Source organism: Pseudomonas sp. Irchel 3H9 (genome assembly GCF_900187495.1).
Classification (GTDB): domain Bacteria; phylum Pseudomonadota; class Gammaproteobacteria; order Pseudomonadales; family Pseudomonadaceae; genus Aquipseudomonas; species Aquipseudomonas sivasensis.
In genome coordinates, this window is the sequence record NZ_FYDK01000001.1 from 1,024,421 (window position 1) to 1,038,620 (window position 14,200).

General features: G+C 56.9%; 14 protein-coding genes and 1 pseudogene. 8 read left to right on the forward strand and 7 right to left on the reverse strand.

Annotated elements, in window-relative coordinates:
- The first annotated feature begins 9 nt into the window (after positions 1-9).
- A complete protein-coding gene (locus tag CKW32_RS04895; RefSeq protein WP_032888961.1) occupies positions 10-699 on the forward strand; it encodes a response regulator in 690 nt (229 codons plus the stop codon).
- Positions 700-720: 21 nt separating this feature from the next.
- Here CKW32_RS04895 and CKW32_RS04900 read toward each other — a convergent pair whose 3' ends face one another.
- Positions 721-1,758 carry a patatin-like phospholipase family protein gene (locus tag CKW32_RS04900; protein ID WP_032888962.1) on the reverse strand — a complete coding sequence of 346 codons (1,038 nt, stop codon included), beginning with the start codon at positions 1,756-1,758 and terminating at the stop codon, positions 721-723.
- Between the two features lie 218 nt (positions 1,759-1,976).
- Here CKW32_RS04900 and CKW32_RS04905 point away from each other — a divergent pair, with 218 nt between their 5' ends.
- The 3 genes from CKW32_RS04905 (at position 1,977) to CKW32_RS04915 (ending at position 3,950) form a co-directional block, all read left to right on the forward strand.
- Positions 1,977-2,255 carry a hypothetical protein gene (locus tag CKW32_RS04905; RefSeq protein WP_032888964.1) on the forward strand — a complete coding sequence of 93 codons (279 nt, stop codon included), beginning with the start codon at positions 1,977-1,979 and terminating at the stop codon, positions 2,253-2,255.
- A gap of 45 nt (positions 2,256-2,300) precedes the next feature.
- The gene (locus CKW32_RS04910; RefSeq protein ID WP_095184210.1) at positions 2,301-3,062 is read left to right on the forward strand and encodes a CHAD domain-containing protein; all 762 of its coding nucleotides are present in this window, start codon (positions 2,301-2,303) and stop codon (positions 3,060-3,062) included.
- Positions 3,063-3,152: 90 nt separating this feature from the next.
- Entirely contained in the window at positions 3,153-3,950 is a 798-nt protein-coding gene (locus CKW32_RS04915; protein ID WP_095184211.1) for an acyl-CoA thioesterase II, read from the forward strand.
- A gap of 3 nt (positions 3,951-3,953) precedes the next feature.
- Here CKW32_RS04915 and CKW32_RS04920 read toward each other — a convergent pair.
- The 3 genes and pseudogenes from CKW32_RS04920 to CKW32_RS04930 all read right to left on the reverse strand — a co-directional run bounded on the left by CKW32_RS04920 (position 3,954) and on the right by CKW32_RS04930 (position 6,799).
- Positions 3,954-4,315 (reverse strand): annotated as a pseudogene (locus CKW32_RS04920) (terminase).
- Between the two features lie 99 nt (positions 4,316-4,414).
- Positions 4,415-5,896: a methyl-accepting chemotaxis protein gene (locus tag CKW32_RS04925; protein ID WP_095184212.1), complete on the reverse strand. Its 1,482-nt coding sequence runs from the start codon at positions 5,894-5,896 to the stop codon at positions 4,415-4,417.
- Between the two features lie 96 nt (positions 5,897-5,992).
- Entirely contained in the window at positions 5,993-6,799 is an 807-nt protein-coding gene (locus CKW32_RS04930; RefSeq protein ID WP_032888971.1) for a TatD family hydrolase, read from the reverse strand.
- A gap of 236 nt (positions 6,800-7,035) precedes the next feature.
- Here CKW32_RS04930 and CKW32_RS04935 point away from each other — a divergent pair, with 236 nt between their 5' ends.
- From CKW32_RS04935 to CKW32_RS04945, 3 genes are all read left to right on the forward strand, one after another.
- Positions 7,036-8,457 (forward strand): transglycosylase SLT domain-containing protein, encoded by a 1,422-nt coding sequence (locus tag CKW32_RS04935; RefSeq protein ID WP_032888973.1) that lies wholly within the window; start codon positions 7,036-7,038, stop codon positions 8,455-8,457.
- A 103-nt stretch (positions 8,458-8,560) separates the two neighbouring features.
- Positions 8,561-8,995: a DoxX family protein gene (locus CKW32_RS04940; RefSeq protein WP_032888975.1), complete on the forward strand. Its 435-nt coding sequence runs from the start codon at positions 8,561-8,563 to the stop codon at positions 8,993-8,995.
- 259 nt (positions 8,996-9,254) lie between these two features.
- Positions 9,255-9,563, forward strand: coding sequence for a hypothetical protein (locus CKW32_RS04945; RefSeq protein WP_032888977.1), 309 nt, complete (start codon positions 9,255-9,257; stop codon positions 9,561-9,563).
- A gap of 4 nt (positions 9,564-9,567) precedes the next feature.
- On the opposite strand, the gene CKW32_RS04950 is transcribed toward CKW32_RS04945, so the two are convergent.
- The 3 genes from CKW32_RS04950 to CKW32_RS04960 are packed head-to-tail and all read right to left on the reverse strand — an operon-like array spanning position 9,568 to position 12,977.
- A complete protein-coding gene (locus CKW32_RS04950) occupies positions 9,568-11,313 on the reverse strand; it encodes a Gldg family protein (RefSeq protein WP_095184213.1) in 1,746 nt (581 codons plus the stop codon).
- A 15-nt stretch (positions 11,314-11,328) separates the two neighbouring features.
- On the reverse strand, positions 11,329-12,054 hold the full coding sequence (locus CKW32_RS04955) for an ABC transporter permease (protein WP_095184214.1): 726 nt from the start codon (positions 12,052-12,054) through the stop codon (positions 11,329-11,331).
- Complete coding sequence (locus tag CKW32_RS04960) at positions 12,051-12,977, reverse strand: ATP-binding cassette domain-containing protein (protein ID WP_095184215.1); 927 nt, start codon at positions 12,975-12,977, stop codon at positions 12,051-12,053. The genes CKW32_RS04955 and CKW32_RS04960 overlap by 4 nt, the downstream gene beginning before the upstream one ends.
- A gap of 209 nt (positions 12,978-13,186) precedes the next feature.
- On the opposite strand from CKW32_RS04960, the gene CKW32_RS04965 reads away from it, so the two are divergent.
- Entirely contained in the window at positions 13,187-14,170 is a 984-nt protein-coding gene (locus CKW32_RS04965) for a hypothetical protein (RefSeq protein WP_095184216.1), read from the forward strand.
- The last annotated feature ends 30 nt before the right edge of the window (positions 14,171-14,200 follow it).

Sequence of the window (14,200 nt, forward strand, 5' to 3'; positions counted from 1 at the left end):
TGGGACACCATGAGCCAGACCGCGACGATTTTGGTCATTGATGACGAACCGCAGATCCGCAAGTTCCTGCGCATCAGCCTGGCCTCCCAGGGTTACAAAGTGATCGAGGCGGGCACCGGAAACGAAGGCTTGGCCCAGGCGGCCTTGAGCAAGCCGGACTTGCTGGTGCTCGACCTAGGCTTGCCGGACATGGACGGCCAGCAAGTGCTGCGTGAGTTTCGCGAGTGGTCGACGGTGCCGGTATTGGTGCTGTCGGTGCGCGCCAGCGAAGGGCAAAAGGTCCAAGCCCTCGACGGCGGCGCCAATGACTATGTGACCAAGCCTTTTGGAATCCAGGAGTTTCTCGCCAGGGTTCGCGCGCTCCTGCGCCAGGCGCCCGCAGGTGAGGCGCAGGAAGCGGCGTTGAGTTTCGGCCCGCTGACGGTCGATCTGGCCTATCGCCGTGTGCTGCTGGACGGTGTCGAAGTGGCGCTGACTCGCAAGGAATATGCCGTGTTGGCGCAGTTGGCGCGGCACTCGGGACGGGTGATCACCCAGCAGCAACTGCTCAAGGATATCTGGGGGCCGACCCATACCGAGGACAGTCACTACCTGAGGATTGTGGTGGGCCATCTGCGCCAGAAACTGGCGGATGATCCGACTCAGCCACGCTTTATCGTGACCGAGGCGGGGGTCGGGTATCGGTTGTTGGGCGGTTAGAGTCTGGCGCCTGTCGACGCCTCAGGGCTGTTCACTTTCATAGCGGTCCAACGTATCGCTGGCAATTTCGCGCCCCAAAGCGATCAACTCCGGCGCCTTGTAGAACTCGAAAAACCGGCACACCCGCTTCGGCACGTTGATCAATACATCCGGCGGATAGCCCGCAATTTTGTACTGAGCCAATGACGTCTGCATCACCTCAAAACTCTGGTTGATCAGGTCCAGCAACGACGCCGGCCCCACGTTATCAATGATGAACGAACCGGTCGCCGACTTCGGCGCCCCGGGTTTTTCCGGCGCAGCGGCGGGTTGTTGGGACTCGGGCTCAGCCGAATCCAGCCAAGGGTTGATCTCGGCCGCCTGGGCCTGCAAGGCTTCCTGCTCCAGCTTCATCAACTGCTCGGCCTGCTTGCGGCGAAACGGCAGGTGCGAGCCGAGTGATTTCGCCAAGCTGTTGAAGCGGCTCTTGAACGCCGGCGGACGTTGGATCACCGGCAATTGGTAGTGTTTCTGGTTGGTGGCGTTGAGGTTGACTGCGATGATCAAGTCGCAATGGCTCGACACCACCGGCACGATAGGCAGTGGGTTAAGCAGGCCGCCGTCCACCAGCATGCGGTTACCTTGCATCACTGGGGTGAACAGGCTGGGAATTGCGGCCGAAGCGCGCATGGCCTGGTGAAGGCAGCCCTCTTGGAACCAGATTTCCTGCTGGTTGGTGAGGTCGGTGGCCACGGCCGTGTAGGGAATGCGCAGCTCCTCGATATTGATCTCGCCGACGATCTTGCGGATCTGTCCGAAGACCTTCTCGCCACGAATCGCTCCCAGGCGAAAACTCACGTCCACCAGACGCAGCACGTCGAGGTAATCAAGGCTTTCAATCCAGTTTCGATACTCGTCCAGCTTGCCCGCGGCGTAGATCCCACCCACCACCGCGCCCATGGAACAGCCAGCGATACAGGCAATGTCATAGCCGCGCCGTTCAATTTCTTCGATCACTCCGATATGGGCGTAGCCCCGGGCTCCACCGGAGCCCAGCACCAAGGCAACACGTTTCTTCATGGTCCATATCCTTTGATCGGCAGGTCCCCACAATGCACCTATTGAGGGGGCTGCTTCAATCTTCGCTGAACTGCGTAATATTTTTCCAGAATAGCGAGTAGGCTCGGGTATGCTCTGGCAATAGGTACTATCGATTTCAGGCTAAGGACAAGGCACTTTTTGTTGTAGGCAACGTCTACAACCGTACGACTGTTTTTCTTTATTTTGAGGTGTCATTGATGAAAGCCTGGATGTGTGTGCCTGTGATTCTGTTGGCCCTGGCCGGTTGTGCCGGGAAAACCGCTTACCGCGACAGTTGCGGCGCGCAATTGGACGCTGCCTGGAAAGAACTGGACCTGGCCAAGGCCGAAGGTTTCGCCGGTACCGTCAGCTATTCCAAGGCGTTGTCCCTCTTGACCGGTGCGAAGACACAGCAACAGTTTGAAGCGTTTGAAGGCTGCTCCAACAAGGCTGAGAAGGCACGGTTCTATATTCGTGAGTCGCGCGCCGGGCGTTGAGCCATGGGCAGCAAGTAGGATTTTTCATCAAAAGGCGGGGGCAGGATGTCAGCGTTGGTTGATCAGTTAGTCGCTCAGGTCATTGGCCTGGAAGTAGGGTTGCTGAGCTGCCAGGCTCGCCTCGCCGCCGTCACCGACGATGAAGCGCTGCATGACTTGCGCACCACCGTGCGGCGCCTGCGCAGCCTGTTGCGACCTTTGCGTGGGTTGCCAGGCGTCGAACAGCTCGAATTGGCTGCCAGCACCGTTGGCCGATTGACCACCCCCCTGCGTGATCGTGAAGTGCTGGCTGCTTATCTGCATCAGCATGGTCATCACGAAGCGGCAGATCGGCGTCTGCGCCTACAGCCCGACGCGTATCGCCAGGTAGCGCAAAGTCCGGAGTTGGCGCACTTGCTGCAGATTCTGGATGCCTTCCCACGCTTTATTCGCGCCTCCCAACATCAGAAATTGCTCAAAGGCCTGCGCTCGCGCATCGAGAAGCGTCTGGCCAAGCAATGGAAAACCCTCGGTGAAGCCCTCAAGGATCCCGGCCATGATCGCCACCGTCTGCGTTTGTTGATCAAGCGCGTGCGTTATGCGGCCGAGGCGTATCCGGAACTGGACAAACTGCCCGCCAATGCCATGTCGCGCCTGAAGAAAGCCCAAGGTGCCCTGGGCGATTGGCATGATTGCTGGCAGTGGTTGGCCCAGGCTGAACATCAAGCGGATCTGCAACCGTGTGTGGCGGTATGGCACAAAACCATGGCTAAAGCCGAGGGACAGGCGGATCGGGTGCTGGACAAGCTCAGCGCGGATTGTTTCTGAATCGGTCCGGTTTTTGGCCGGAATACGCGCTGTACCTCACCTGCACGATGGTTAAGATCCCTCATCTGTTTCCTTTGACCTGAGGTCGCCATGCGCTTTAGTGATTTGCTCGACGCTGCCCGTAGCCACCCGCTGGATGTCACCATCCCCGCCGAATGGGCCCAAGGTCGCGCGACGTTTGGCGGGCTGGTCGCCGCTTTGCAATACGAAGCACTGCGTGCCCAAGTGCCTGCGGATCGACCATTGCGGTCGTTGGCAATAACCTTCGTGGGGCCGGTGGCGCCCGATGTGCCCGCCAGTTATCAAGTCGAAGTGTTGCGCGAAGGCAAGGCAGTCAGTCAGTTGCTAGGCCGCGTCGTTCAGAACGGTGAAGTGGCGACCCTGGTGCAAGCCAGTTTCGGCGCATCCCGTGAGTCAGAGATAGATGTGGCAAGCGACGCGGCGCCGGTGTTCAAACACTGGGACGAGTGCCAGGAGTTGCCCTATATCAAGGGCGTGACGCCTGAATTTATGCGTCACTTAGCAATGCGCTGGAGCGTCGGCGGCCTGCCATTCACCGGTAATAAGTCCCGCGAAATGGGGGGCTGGGTTCGCTTGCGTGGGGATGTGAAAGAAGAGCCGTTGACCGAGGCGCATATCCTCGCCCTGGTCGACGCCTGGCCGCCGGCATTGCTGCCGCACCTGAAGAAACCGGCACCGGGCAGCACCCTGACCTGGACCATCGAATTCATCCAACCGTTGCAGGATCTGACCACCCTCGATTGGTGCCAGTACTGCGTCAACATCGAACACGCCCGCGACGGCTACGGCCATGCTGCCGCTGCGCTGTGGAGCCCTACCGGCGAGTTGATTGCTATCAGCCGCCAGACTGTTGTGGTATTCGCTTAAGCATCAGTGCAGATGGCGCTGGCGCCAGGCGCGCCACCTGCCACTGCTTGACACAACGCGCGCAGAGGTCACGAACTGCTCAATTACCAGGCGCTCACCGCATGTTTGCGGTCACTGAACGGCTGACTCGCCTGGGCTTCCAGGCTGTGACCATGACGCTGCAATGCCACGCCGGCCAGAATGCCGACTACGCCAACGGCGAAACTGGCCAGGCTCAGACTAAAGGCCCCAGAAACGATCAACAGAAAGCCAACGATAAACAGCGGCACGGCGATCAGGTTCAAGGCCATGTTCGTTGGATGCTGGTGCGTCTGCGGGTAGCTACGCCATTGCCAGGCGGGGAAATTCGGATGACGTTTGCCCATGATGGTGATTCCTCTGTCCGTTGAAACAACATGGAGAGAGTTTAGGTGGGGGCGGGCGCGTGGGCGAATTGGGGCTCGCTATGGGGCTCATAGCCAGTCCTACAGTTTCAATTGCCCAATCGCCTTGCTCAACTCCCCTGCCAACGTCGCCAGTTCATTGCTGGTCGTTGCCGAATCCACGGTTTGTTGCACGGTGTTCTCGGTCACATCGCGGATACTGACCACTGCGCGGTTCATCTCTTCGGCCACATGGCTTTGCTGTTCGGCGGCAACGGCGATTTGAGTGTTGCTTTCACGCATCTGCGCCACGGCACCGGTGATTTCGGCGAGTGCGGCACCGGCTTCCTGGGCTTGTTGCACGCAGTCGTCGGCCTTGAACGAGCTTTCCTGCATAAAGTCCACCGCGTCGCGGGTACCGGCTTGCAGCGCCGAAACCATACGGGTGATCTCGTCGGTGGAGCTTTGCACGCGCTTGGCCAGATTGCGCACTTCGTCGGCGACGACTGCGAAGCCACGGCCCATTTCTCCAGCGCGGGCGGCTTCAATAGCGGCGTTGAGGGCGAGCAGGTTGGTCTGTTCGGCGATGCTGTGAATCACGCTGACCACACCGTTGATTTTCTGGCTGTCTTCAGCAAGCTTCTGGATCATTACGGCAGTTTGTTGCACGCCGCTGGAGAGTCCGGCAATCGAGTGTCTTACCCGAGTCACCACTTCCTGGCCGCTACCGGCGAGGGTGTCGGCGGATTGGGACAAATCTCGCGTGGCGCCAGCATGTTGGGCGATGTGGTAGACGGTGGCGGTCATCTCGTTGATGGCCGTGGCGGCCTGGTCGGTTTCGCTTTGCTGGCCGAGCATGCCGTGCTGCACCTCATTCATGCTGCTGGCCAGACGTGCAGCGCCTTCGTCCAGTTGCCGAGCGGTGCGCGCCACGGTGCTGACCACGCGCTGGTAGCCAGCCTGCATGGCATTGAACGCGCTGGCCATCTGGCCGACTTCATCCTTGCAGGCCAGGGGGACGCGGGCCGACAGGTCGCCGGTTTTCTCCACGTGCAGCATGACATCCTTGAGCGTGTTGAGCTGACTGAGCAGGAAGCGGATCAGCAGTTGCGAAGCGCCAAGCATCACAAGCATCAGGATTGCGACAGCCACAGCGTAATTAGCGAAGCGGTCACTGAAGACCTGGCTCAAGCTTGGCGCGTAGGCAAGTACGCCAATGTATTGCCCATCCGGGCGGGCAATGACTTCAGCGCCTATCAATGGATTTTCGCCAAACAGCGGCATGTGATTGAGTTCGACCCAGCCGGTGGTGGTGCTCAGGGCTGACAGATCCAAATCGCCCAACTGTGGGACTTGGCCTCGGGCAAACGTCAGCCAATGCGAGTCCTTGGGGAGCGGCTGGTTGGTTGGCCAAGCCGCCAACAATCGCCCCTGGGCCTGCGCCGAAACCTGGGAGGCTGTGCTGCGCGCTTGTTGTTCGAGCTGCACGGCGTACAGCACCAGCAGCAGGGTGGTGATGAAGGCGACCGCGTTGACGGCCCAGAATTTGTACTTCAGCGAGATATTGCTAAGCCAGGCACCCATGGAAGGTTTTCTCTGATAGCGGAAACAGTATTGGCAAGGTGCCATTATTGTGCCGCTACTCAGAAAACCGGTTTTGACATGGGTCAATGCGCCGCATCAATCCAAGGTCGGCAACCCAAAAAAAGCGCGTGAACAGGCAGTGCTGTGGTCGGCCAAGTCTTGCGCGCTTTCGTTGCGGTGCAGGGCGACTTCGCGCAGCACTTCCGTCAGATAAGCCGGTTCGTTACGACCGTTTTTCGGCTTGGGACGCAAGGTGCGCGGCAGCAGGTAAGGCGCATCGCTTTCCAGCATCAGGCGGCCCCGGGGAATTTCTTTGACGAGTGGGTGCAGGTGCGTCCCACGGCGCTCGTCGCATATCCAGCCGGTGATGCCAATGTGCAGATCGAGGTCGAGGTAGCTGAACAGCGCCGCCTGTTCGCCGGTGAAGCAATGCACTACGGCGGCGGTGAGGTGGTCGCGGTAGTCCTTGAGGATCTCCAGCAGGCGTTGGTTAGCGTCACGCTCATGGAGAAATACCGGGAGCTTTAGCTCGACGGCCAGGGCCAGGTGTTCTTCCAGGACTTTTTCCTGTTGCGGGCGCGGTGAGAAATCCCGGTTGAAATCCAGGCCGCATTCGCCCACGGCACGTACGCGGCTTTCGCTGAGTAAACCGCGCAAACGCTGGGCGCTGTCGCCGTTCCAGTCGCTGGCGGAGTGGGGGTGGATGCCTGCGGTGCTGAACAGGCGTTGGCCGCTTTCGTCGAGGTTTACGCACAGTTCCAGAGCCTGTTCGCTGCCGTCGACGCTGGTGCCGGTGAGTACCAATTGCTGCACGCCGGCGGCGTAGGCGCGGTCGAGAACGGCCTGGTGCTTGTCGTCGAAACTGGGGTTGGTCAGGTTGACGCCGATATCAATGAGTTGCATGGTGCTATCTCCGCCTGCGGCCGGAAAGCATATCAGAGCTGTAGATTTATAAGAAAAACGAAGAACTACAATGAGTTATAGCTGTCTTTGAACGTCGCAAGTGACATCGTGTTTGGCTGAACGCCCTGCACTGTGCCACCGTTGCACGCAAAGCCTGCGCATAAAGCGCTCTGTTTCTGACCTCCACCGCGTCGTTTTTCGCGAGCGCGTTGGCCAGTATTCTTTCCGGAGAGCGGATGATCCGACCCTCGGCGTTGCTTATGTTGTGCCTGGCGTTACTGTTGCCTTTGGCGGCGGTTGCGCGTCTGGACGGGCCGCTGGAAGTGACCAAGCCTGGCAAGGTCCGTGACTTGGCGGAGATTCGTTCAAGTCGCACCCTTCGGGTATTGGTCAACCAAAGTCGCAACAGTTCCGGCGAGGTGCAGGGCCAGGCCATCGGTGTTGAATACCACCGCCTACGCGCCTTCGAGCAATACCTCAACGGTCACGCCCGTGATGGCCAGGAAATAAACCTCAAGATAATCCCCAAGGCCAAGGATCAATTGCTCGGCGCGCTGGCCCGTGGTGAAGGCGATCTGGTTGCTCCTGGCGAGTTGCTTGATGTGAAGGCTGCTCACAAGATCAGCACCAGTAGCCCGATTGCCAGCGCTGTACCGTTGTGGCTGGTGGGGGTGAAGGGAGAGCGGCGTTTTACCAAGTTGGAGCAACTGTCAGGACGAACGCTGGCGCTGACCACTGGCAGTGCGGCAGCGGATGCCATCAGCCAGGTCAATCAGAAGCTGGCCCTGCACAAGCAGCCACCGGTGAAGGTGGAATGGGTGGACCCGACCCTGGCAGTGGAGGACGTTCTGGAAATGGTGCAGGCGGGGATTTTCCACCTCACCATTGTCGAGAAACCGATTGCCGAACGCTGGTCTAAGATCCTGCCCAAGTTGCGCTTCGACAAACAAGTCGTCATCAGCGAACCCGGCGACGAATACTGGTTTGTTCGCCAGGACGCTTCGATGCTGCGTGCAAGTATTGATCGCTTTCTCAAGACCTATCGCACGCCTTCCGACCAGGACGTGGCGTTTCAACGTATTTATCGACGCCTCTACCAGGTGCGCAACCCACTGGCCCGCGCCGACCGCCAGCGCCTGGAAAAGCTGCGGCCAGTGCTGCAAAAACATGCCCGCGAGCAGGGCATGGACTGGCTTAACCTTGCAGCGCTGGCTTTCAAGGAATCCGCCTTCGATCCTGGCGCGCGCAACAGCGGTGGTCCTACCGGCTTGATGCAGATCACACCCTCAGCGGCCCAGCGGGTGGGCGTCAACAATATCGAAAGTCTCGACAGTAATGTGCAGGCGGGCGCGCGTTATCTGGCGTTGATCCGTCGCAAGTTCTTCGCCAGCCCCAAGCTCAACGAGCGTGAACGCATGGCTTTTGTACTCGCGGCCTACAACATGGGCCCGGAGCGCGTGCAGGGTATGCGCACCGAGGCCAGGCGCCGCGGATTGAACCCCAACCAATGGTTCTTCCAGGTGGAGCGCATTGCCATGGAGCAGGTGGGAATGGGCGGCGTCAGCTATGTTAATAGCGTCAACAAGTACTTCTTGGCGTTCGATCGGGAGCGTGAGTCCCTGGAGCCGCCAGCACCGAAAATTGCCTCACGGAAGTAATCGATTTTATCGATATTAATCAGGCATTTTTTCGGCTTTTATCATTGTTTAAACTGATTAATATAGCGGCCAACCAACCCCTACTTCGAAAAGGATTTACTCCATGAGCCCAATGATCAAAAGCCTACTGTCCACTCGTGCCGGCTACGGTCTGACCATCCTGCGCATTGTTGTTGGCATCATCTTCGCCGCCCACGGTTCGCAAAAACTCTTCGGTTGGTTTGGCGGCTACGGCTTGGCGGGCACTGCCCAATGGATGGAAAGCATCGGCCTGGCGCCGGGTACCCTGATGGCGCTGCTGTCGGGCGGAACTGAGTTTTTCGCCGGCCTGGCCCTGATCATCGGTCTGCTGGTACGCCCTGCTGCGTTGGGCCTGACCATTCTGTCGGTGGTGGCGATCTTCTCGGTGCATATCCATAACGGTCTGTTCATGGCCAACAACGGTTACGAGTTCGCATTAGCCTTGTTGGGCGGGTCCGTGGCAGTGCTGCTGGAAGGTGCCGGCAAACTGTCTGCCGACCGTGCAATAGCCAACTGACCCCTCTACAACACCTGAAGAGGCCCGCCATGTGCGGGCCTTTTCGTTGCTCGGGATTCTTGACATCGGCCATCCGGCTTCTCTAGGATGCTGCCCATGCGCCGATTTAAACAGCTAATTGCGGGGCGCCACTGGGACTCGATGCAGCCCGACAGAAGCCTGTTCTCCCCTGAGGAAACAGCTTCGAAATACCGCTAAAGCGCTGGTTCGGTGTTGCCTCTCACCTGCCCGCAGACTTTTGAGGCAGAGACACGACACTATGAATGCACTACGCCCCCTGATACGCCTGGCTCCGATCACTGCGGACCTTACTCAACGCAATCCGAAAATCCTCTTGGGCGGTAAGCACCAGCCCACGCTGTTGCGTTACCTGGACGGCTGGCCACGTCGCACCGGGCGGCCTTCGGCTTTCCTGATCCAGTTTGTCGAAGATGGCGGTTCCCTGGCCCGTTTTGCGAGTAATAGCTTCGACCTGGCAGTTATCCAGGCGCCCAGTGCCAGCGACGCGGCTGAAGTGATTCGTCAACTCACACGTATTGCCCGGCAGGGGCTGATTGCCAGGCGTTGAGGGCTCAGGAGAGTCCGACACTCGCCTGTAATCGGCGCCGTTTATTCCTTACAAAAACCACCCAAGCGACCAGACAGAGCACGCCCGGGATTGCCAAGGTCACGAACAGCTTTATCGCGAGCTCCAGGCGATGCACCTCAGCGTGCGTCTGAGCCCTCAAAGCGTGTAATTCCATGGGTAAGCGCAGGCGCTCCTTGTTGAGCGCCACCAATTGGGGGGTGGTGTCCACTGCTTGGGAGCCGAGGGGGGCTGCCGGTGGGTTCAGCATTTGCCATTCCTGTTCCGTTCGTAACAGACGCCGTTCCAATTCAGTCGCCTTCTGCACGTAGGCTTGTTCGGCGTTGTCGCGTATCCGCTCCATCATGTTCTTCGATCTGTCCATCGGTGCGCGCGGGCGGATGTTGGTCAGTGAATCGCTTGCGGACAGGTTATCCAGCGTATTTAAGATAAAGACTGCGTTGCTGTCAGGCGCTGAGCTATTGATGTGATCCGTGAGCAAATCAGTGTCGGCCACCACCACCACATGGATCTGTGCCGCTTTTTGCAAACCTGCGGGCTGCTCCTTAATGCCATCGGGGAATGCTGAGTAGGCTGGCCCCTCTATACGAGCAGCAATCACATGGTGTTGCGCCCGAGTGGATGCGTTATCGGCCGTTGAGTCGATCTCATGTGCTGAGGTAAATCGGTTGGTTTCCAGCAACCTGGATTGCCCGGAACTTTGCAGAAGCGGGGTGAGGGTGGTGCCGCTTTTTTTGCGATGAAAAAGCGCACCACTGCTCGAGACCGTCACAGTATTAAGTTTCCAAGTGCTGATGTCGTGCGTGTTCATTGCCTGCCGAGGCAGCTTCAATCTGCCCGGATACTGCACTGGGAGCTTACCCAGCTCAGGTGCCGCCGATTCCGCGTAGCGGTGGTCGATTAGAAACTTGTCTGCTGGCATCTCTACGCCCCAAGCGGAAAGCACCTCTGTCAGACGGGTATTGGCGGACGTGATGTTCGAACTTTGCTCAGGCATGGGGTCGATAAACATCATCAATTTACCGCCCCTCAACACAAATTGTTCAATCCCATACAACGATTGTTCGGGCAGCGCTTCAGGACGCACGACCATAAGCGTTTTGACGTGTTCCGGTATGCGCTCGGTGGTCGCCTCCAGATTGACCAGGTTGAAATGACGCTGCATTTCCGTCACCAACTGGCCTGCATAGTCTCCCATCGCTAAACCAGACAATAGTCCGATAACCGGGCGGTCTGGGTACTGCAACTTATAGATCAGATGGCTGATTTCATATTCGAGCAATGGCTCCCGGTCCAGGCTGAATGATTCAATACGTTGCGCTCCGTGGCCGGCTCGGGTGCCGATTAGCCCCAGAAATCCCGCCTGGTCGTCGAGACCGAAAAGCCTGGCTTTGTAGGCGTCTTCTGAAAAAGATCCGGGATCAATAAGGTGCAGATTGATCATACCCTTCGCTGCTTTTTCGTATTCCCGCAACCGGTCTTCTATGTGCTTGCCGTGGCGCTTTAGGGCGAAGCTTCGTTTCGGGTCGTTATTGGTATTGAAATAATACAAGTCCAGTGGCGACTCAAGCGACGAAAGTAATTGTCTAGCGGGTGGGGAGAGGGTGTGGACCTTATGTCGCGAAAGATCCCATCGAATATCAGGAATTTTCGCTATCCAAACTAAGTTGAACGCTAGAAATAATAACAATATGACAGTGAGTGTAATGCCTGTGCGCAGAGTAGGTTGCATGGAGGGCTTTCCTTCTCAGCGATGTCGGTAATTGAGGGTTACTGTCGTGGCTGTGAGGAAGGCGACTATTATACTAATGAAGTAAAGGATGTCGCGAAGCATAAACTTTCCGTTGTCAATAGCGCTGAACCTTGAAAAAGGGCTTAGGGAGGCCAGGCTGTCTATTGCCCAGATGGGCGCCTGATGCTCTAGTGCATCAAGCAAATAAGAAAGAGCGCTGGAGGTGAGCAGCAGGCCTACTGTCAGTATGAAAAGGACAGTGCGCTGAGGCAGTAGTGTGAAAATAAACAATCCAACAGATAAATAACTGCCTGCCAGCAGCCAGCTAGACATAAATTGCGAGGCAATAATATTGTTGTCTGCATTACCCATGTAGTTGGCAATGATGACGAGGGGGAACGCCAACATCAGGGCCATGCCCACCACGGCCCAGGCTGCTAGAAATTTTCCAACAACCCATTCATGCGTCGTGACGGGCACTGTTTTCATCAGGTCGAGAAAGCCTGCATTGGACTCGTCCGACCAAAGTTGCGTCGCGAGTGAAGGAATCAATAATAGATATAGCCAAGGGTGCAACTGGAAAAAAACCTGCAAGGTATTGATGTCGTGTTCAGGCCACGGACTCATGTGCAACCCGAGTGCCACGTAAAGCACTGAAAAAATGGCAACGCTCAGATAAGTGCCGGGTGTGCAGGCGTAGTGGAGAAGTTGACGCTTGAAAATGACTGGCAGCAGTTTCAAAGACGGGCCTCACGGCTCAGATGATGAACCACATCGCTCAGTCGACCGGGCTCTAGGTTCAGTGAGTTGATTTTCCATCGGCGATGGGCAATGAGTGCATTGATGTGGGGGTAGATGGTGTGTCCTGGCATGGCCAGGACGGTCACCGTACCGGGTGCATGCCGATGCTCTTCGATCCCTGCCACACCTGGCAGTACGGCCAGAGCCAACAAGTCCAACGGAGCGTCTGCGGCGAGGGTGACCGCCTGAAAATGACGGGAGTTGCGTTGCAAATCGGGCATTGGGGTGTCGGCCACCAGGCGATTGCCTGCGATAACCAGCGCGCGAGTACAGAACTCGGACAATTCATCGCAGTGGCGGGAGGCGACGATCACTGTCATGTCTTGTGTCAACGACAGGATAAGCGCCCTGAATTTGTGTTTTTGATCAGGTGTGAGCCCTTCAGTTGGCTCATCGAGTAACAGCAGCGTAGGGGTGTGCAAGATGGCTTGGGCAATGGCGACTTTGCGCTTAAGGCCGATCGACAGCGCATCAAGGGGCGCGTTGAGCACCGATGACAATTCCAATCGTGCAGCAGCCTGTTCAACCTTTGCGCGCTTTTCGGTGCCGCAAAGTCCGCGGATGGCTGCGATGTAGTCAAGGAACTCTTTAACCAGCATCGTCGGGTGACTGACACACTTGTTAATTTGGTAGCCGACTATCTTTTTTACTTTATTCGATTGGGTGGTTGTATCGATACCTTGGATGTTGATATGTCCGCTGAAGGGGAGTGTCGAGCCTGAGATTAAATCGAGAAGTGCTGTTTTAACTGTAGGATTTTCTCCGAATAGTCCCAGGCATTCATGTTTGCAGGCGCTAAATGAAAAATCGTTGATTATTGTTTTCTTGTTTAGATGTTTTATCAGGTTGGTTATTTTGATCATTTAGTCTGGTGCGCGCAGGGCGAAGATGTTGAAAAAGAATACGAGCAATAGTGGTTTTTGGGAACTCCGATAAGCATTAATAGGAAAAGTCCTACGTGCACGCTAGGCAGGTCGCTGGAACAATTGTTTTGTGTTTGTAATCTCTAACTGCCTAGTGTTTGTCTGGGAGTTGTAGAGATTTTCCGAATGTCTAATGAGACCTGATTATCATGATGCTTCTACGTACTCTTGTTCTTGAACGCGATGGCCAAGATACGCCGGTCAACGGGGCGTTGCTCTGTGGATTTGCTGTTGGTCAGATTGCCTCAAACTTTCTTGTTTATAGCTTGGATGAAGAGGTGGAGCCGGCGAGTTCAAGGGTCTATATCGCAACCCTGCGCAAAAAACTCGATCGGTATTTTCTGGATGGGGTAGAGTCCAAGGAAGACTTACAGGTGGCAATGCAAGTTTTTAAGCAGATTCTTACATCGGCGTCGGGTATTAAGACCGGCAGTGTTACCGACACTCAAGTTTCTTATCATTTTCTCGATTTGAAAGGGTGCAAACTGCCCCCTGCGAGGCCTGAAGAGCATCATTCGGTGACCATCAAGAAGGCCCTGGTGATGAAGGTGATCACCCTGGGAATGTCTGCTCCGGTGATGCCACCCATCGAAAGTGCTTCATTGATTGTGCCTTCCATTCGCTTCTCGTCGAAAATGAGTGCGCCTCCCAGGGACGCGGACCCAACCGAGCCTGCCCAGTTGCCCGTAAATGAACAGACGCCAGAAGAGCCAAGGCAGATGCCAATCAATGAGCCGGTGACCGTGTTGCGGACTGCACCAGCCGTAATGAATGAGCCAGACGCTCCGGTGCAGCCAAAGCAACTGGCGCCAGCAGACCGCTGCAACCTGTTCGAAGTGGACAGTACGCTGACCAACCTTGCTCGTGTCGCTCAGGAACTCACCCAACAAAAACTCGCTGCAATGGAACGCGAAACAGCCCTTGATCAATGGCAGGCCCGATTGCAGCAAGAGCAGAGTCAATTGGATGAAAGGACCCGCGAATTGGAACAGCGCACCACTCAGTTGCATGACCAATCGTTGGCCGTCAGTCAGCGGACCGAAGCCCTGAAAGTGATGACTTCGCAAGTGTCGGGTTTACGCCAGAGTTTGCGGGGTGTGCTGCTTGACCTGGATCAGACCCTGGATGGTTAGACTGCCCTGGCTACTTTCCCGGGTTCATTT

Bases quoted from the DNA above. Each gene is read 5' to 3' on its own strand.
- CKW32_RS04895 (WP_032888961.1), top strand. From the start codon at position 10: ATGAGCCAGACCGCGACGATTTTGGTCATTGATGACGAACCGCAGATC.
- CKW32_RS04900 (WP_032888962.1), bottom strand. From the start codon at position 1,758: ATGAAGAAACGTGTTGCCTTGGTGCTGGGCTCCGGTGGAGCCCGGGGC.
- CKW32_RS04905 (WP_032888964.1), top strand. From the start codon at position 1,977: ATGAAAGCCTGGATGTGTGTGCCTGTGATTCTGTTGGCCCTGGCCGGT.
- CKW32_RS04910 (WP_095184210.1), top strand. From the start codon at position 2,301: ATGTCAGCGTTGGTTGATCAGTTAGTCGCTCAGGTCATTGGCCTGGAA.
- CKW32_RS04915 (WP_095184211.1), top strand. From the start codon at position 3,153: ATGCGCTTTAGTGATTTGCTCGACGCTGCCCGTAGCCACCCGCTGGAT.
- CKW32_RS04925 (WP_095184212.1), bottom strand. From the start codon at position 5,896: ATGGGTGCCTGGCTTAGCAATATCTCGCTGAAGTACAAATTCTGGGCC.
- CKW32_RS04930 (WP_032888971.1), bottom strand. From the start codon at position 6,799: ATGCAACTCATTGATATCGGCGTCAACCTGACCAACCCCAGTTTCGAC.
- CKW32_RS04935 (WP_032888973.1), top strand. From the start codon at position 7,036: ATGATCCGACCCTCGGCGTTGCTTATGTTGTGCCTGGCGTTACTGTTG.
- CKW32_RS04940 (WP_032888975.1), top strand. From the start codon at position 8,561: ATGAGCCCAATGATCAAAAGCCTACTGTCCACTCGTGCCGGCTACGGT.
- CKW32_RS04945 (WP_032888977.1), top strand. From the start codon at position 9,255: ATGAATGCACTACGCCCCCTGATACGCCTGGCTCCGATCACTGCGGAC.
- CKW32_RS04950 (WP_095184213.1), bottom strand. From the start codon at position 11,313: ATGCAACCTACTCTGCGCACAGGCATTACACTCACTGTCATATTGTTA.
- CKW32_RS04960 (WP_095184215.1), bottom strand. From the start codon at position 12,977: ATGATCAAAATAACCAACCTGATAAAACATCTAAACAAGAAAACAATA.
- CKW32_RS04965 (WP_095184216.1), top strand. From the start codon at position 13,187: ATGATGCTTCTACGTACTCTTGTTCTTGAACGCGATGGCCAAGATACG.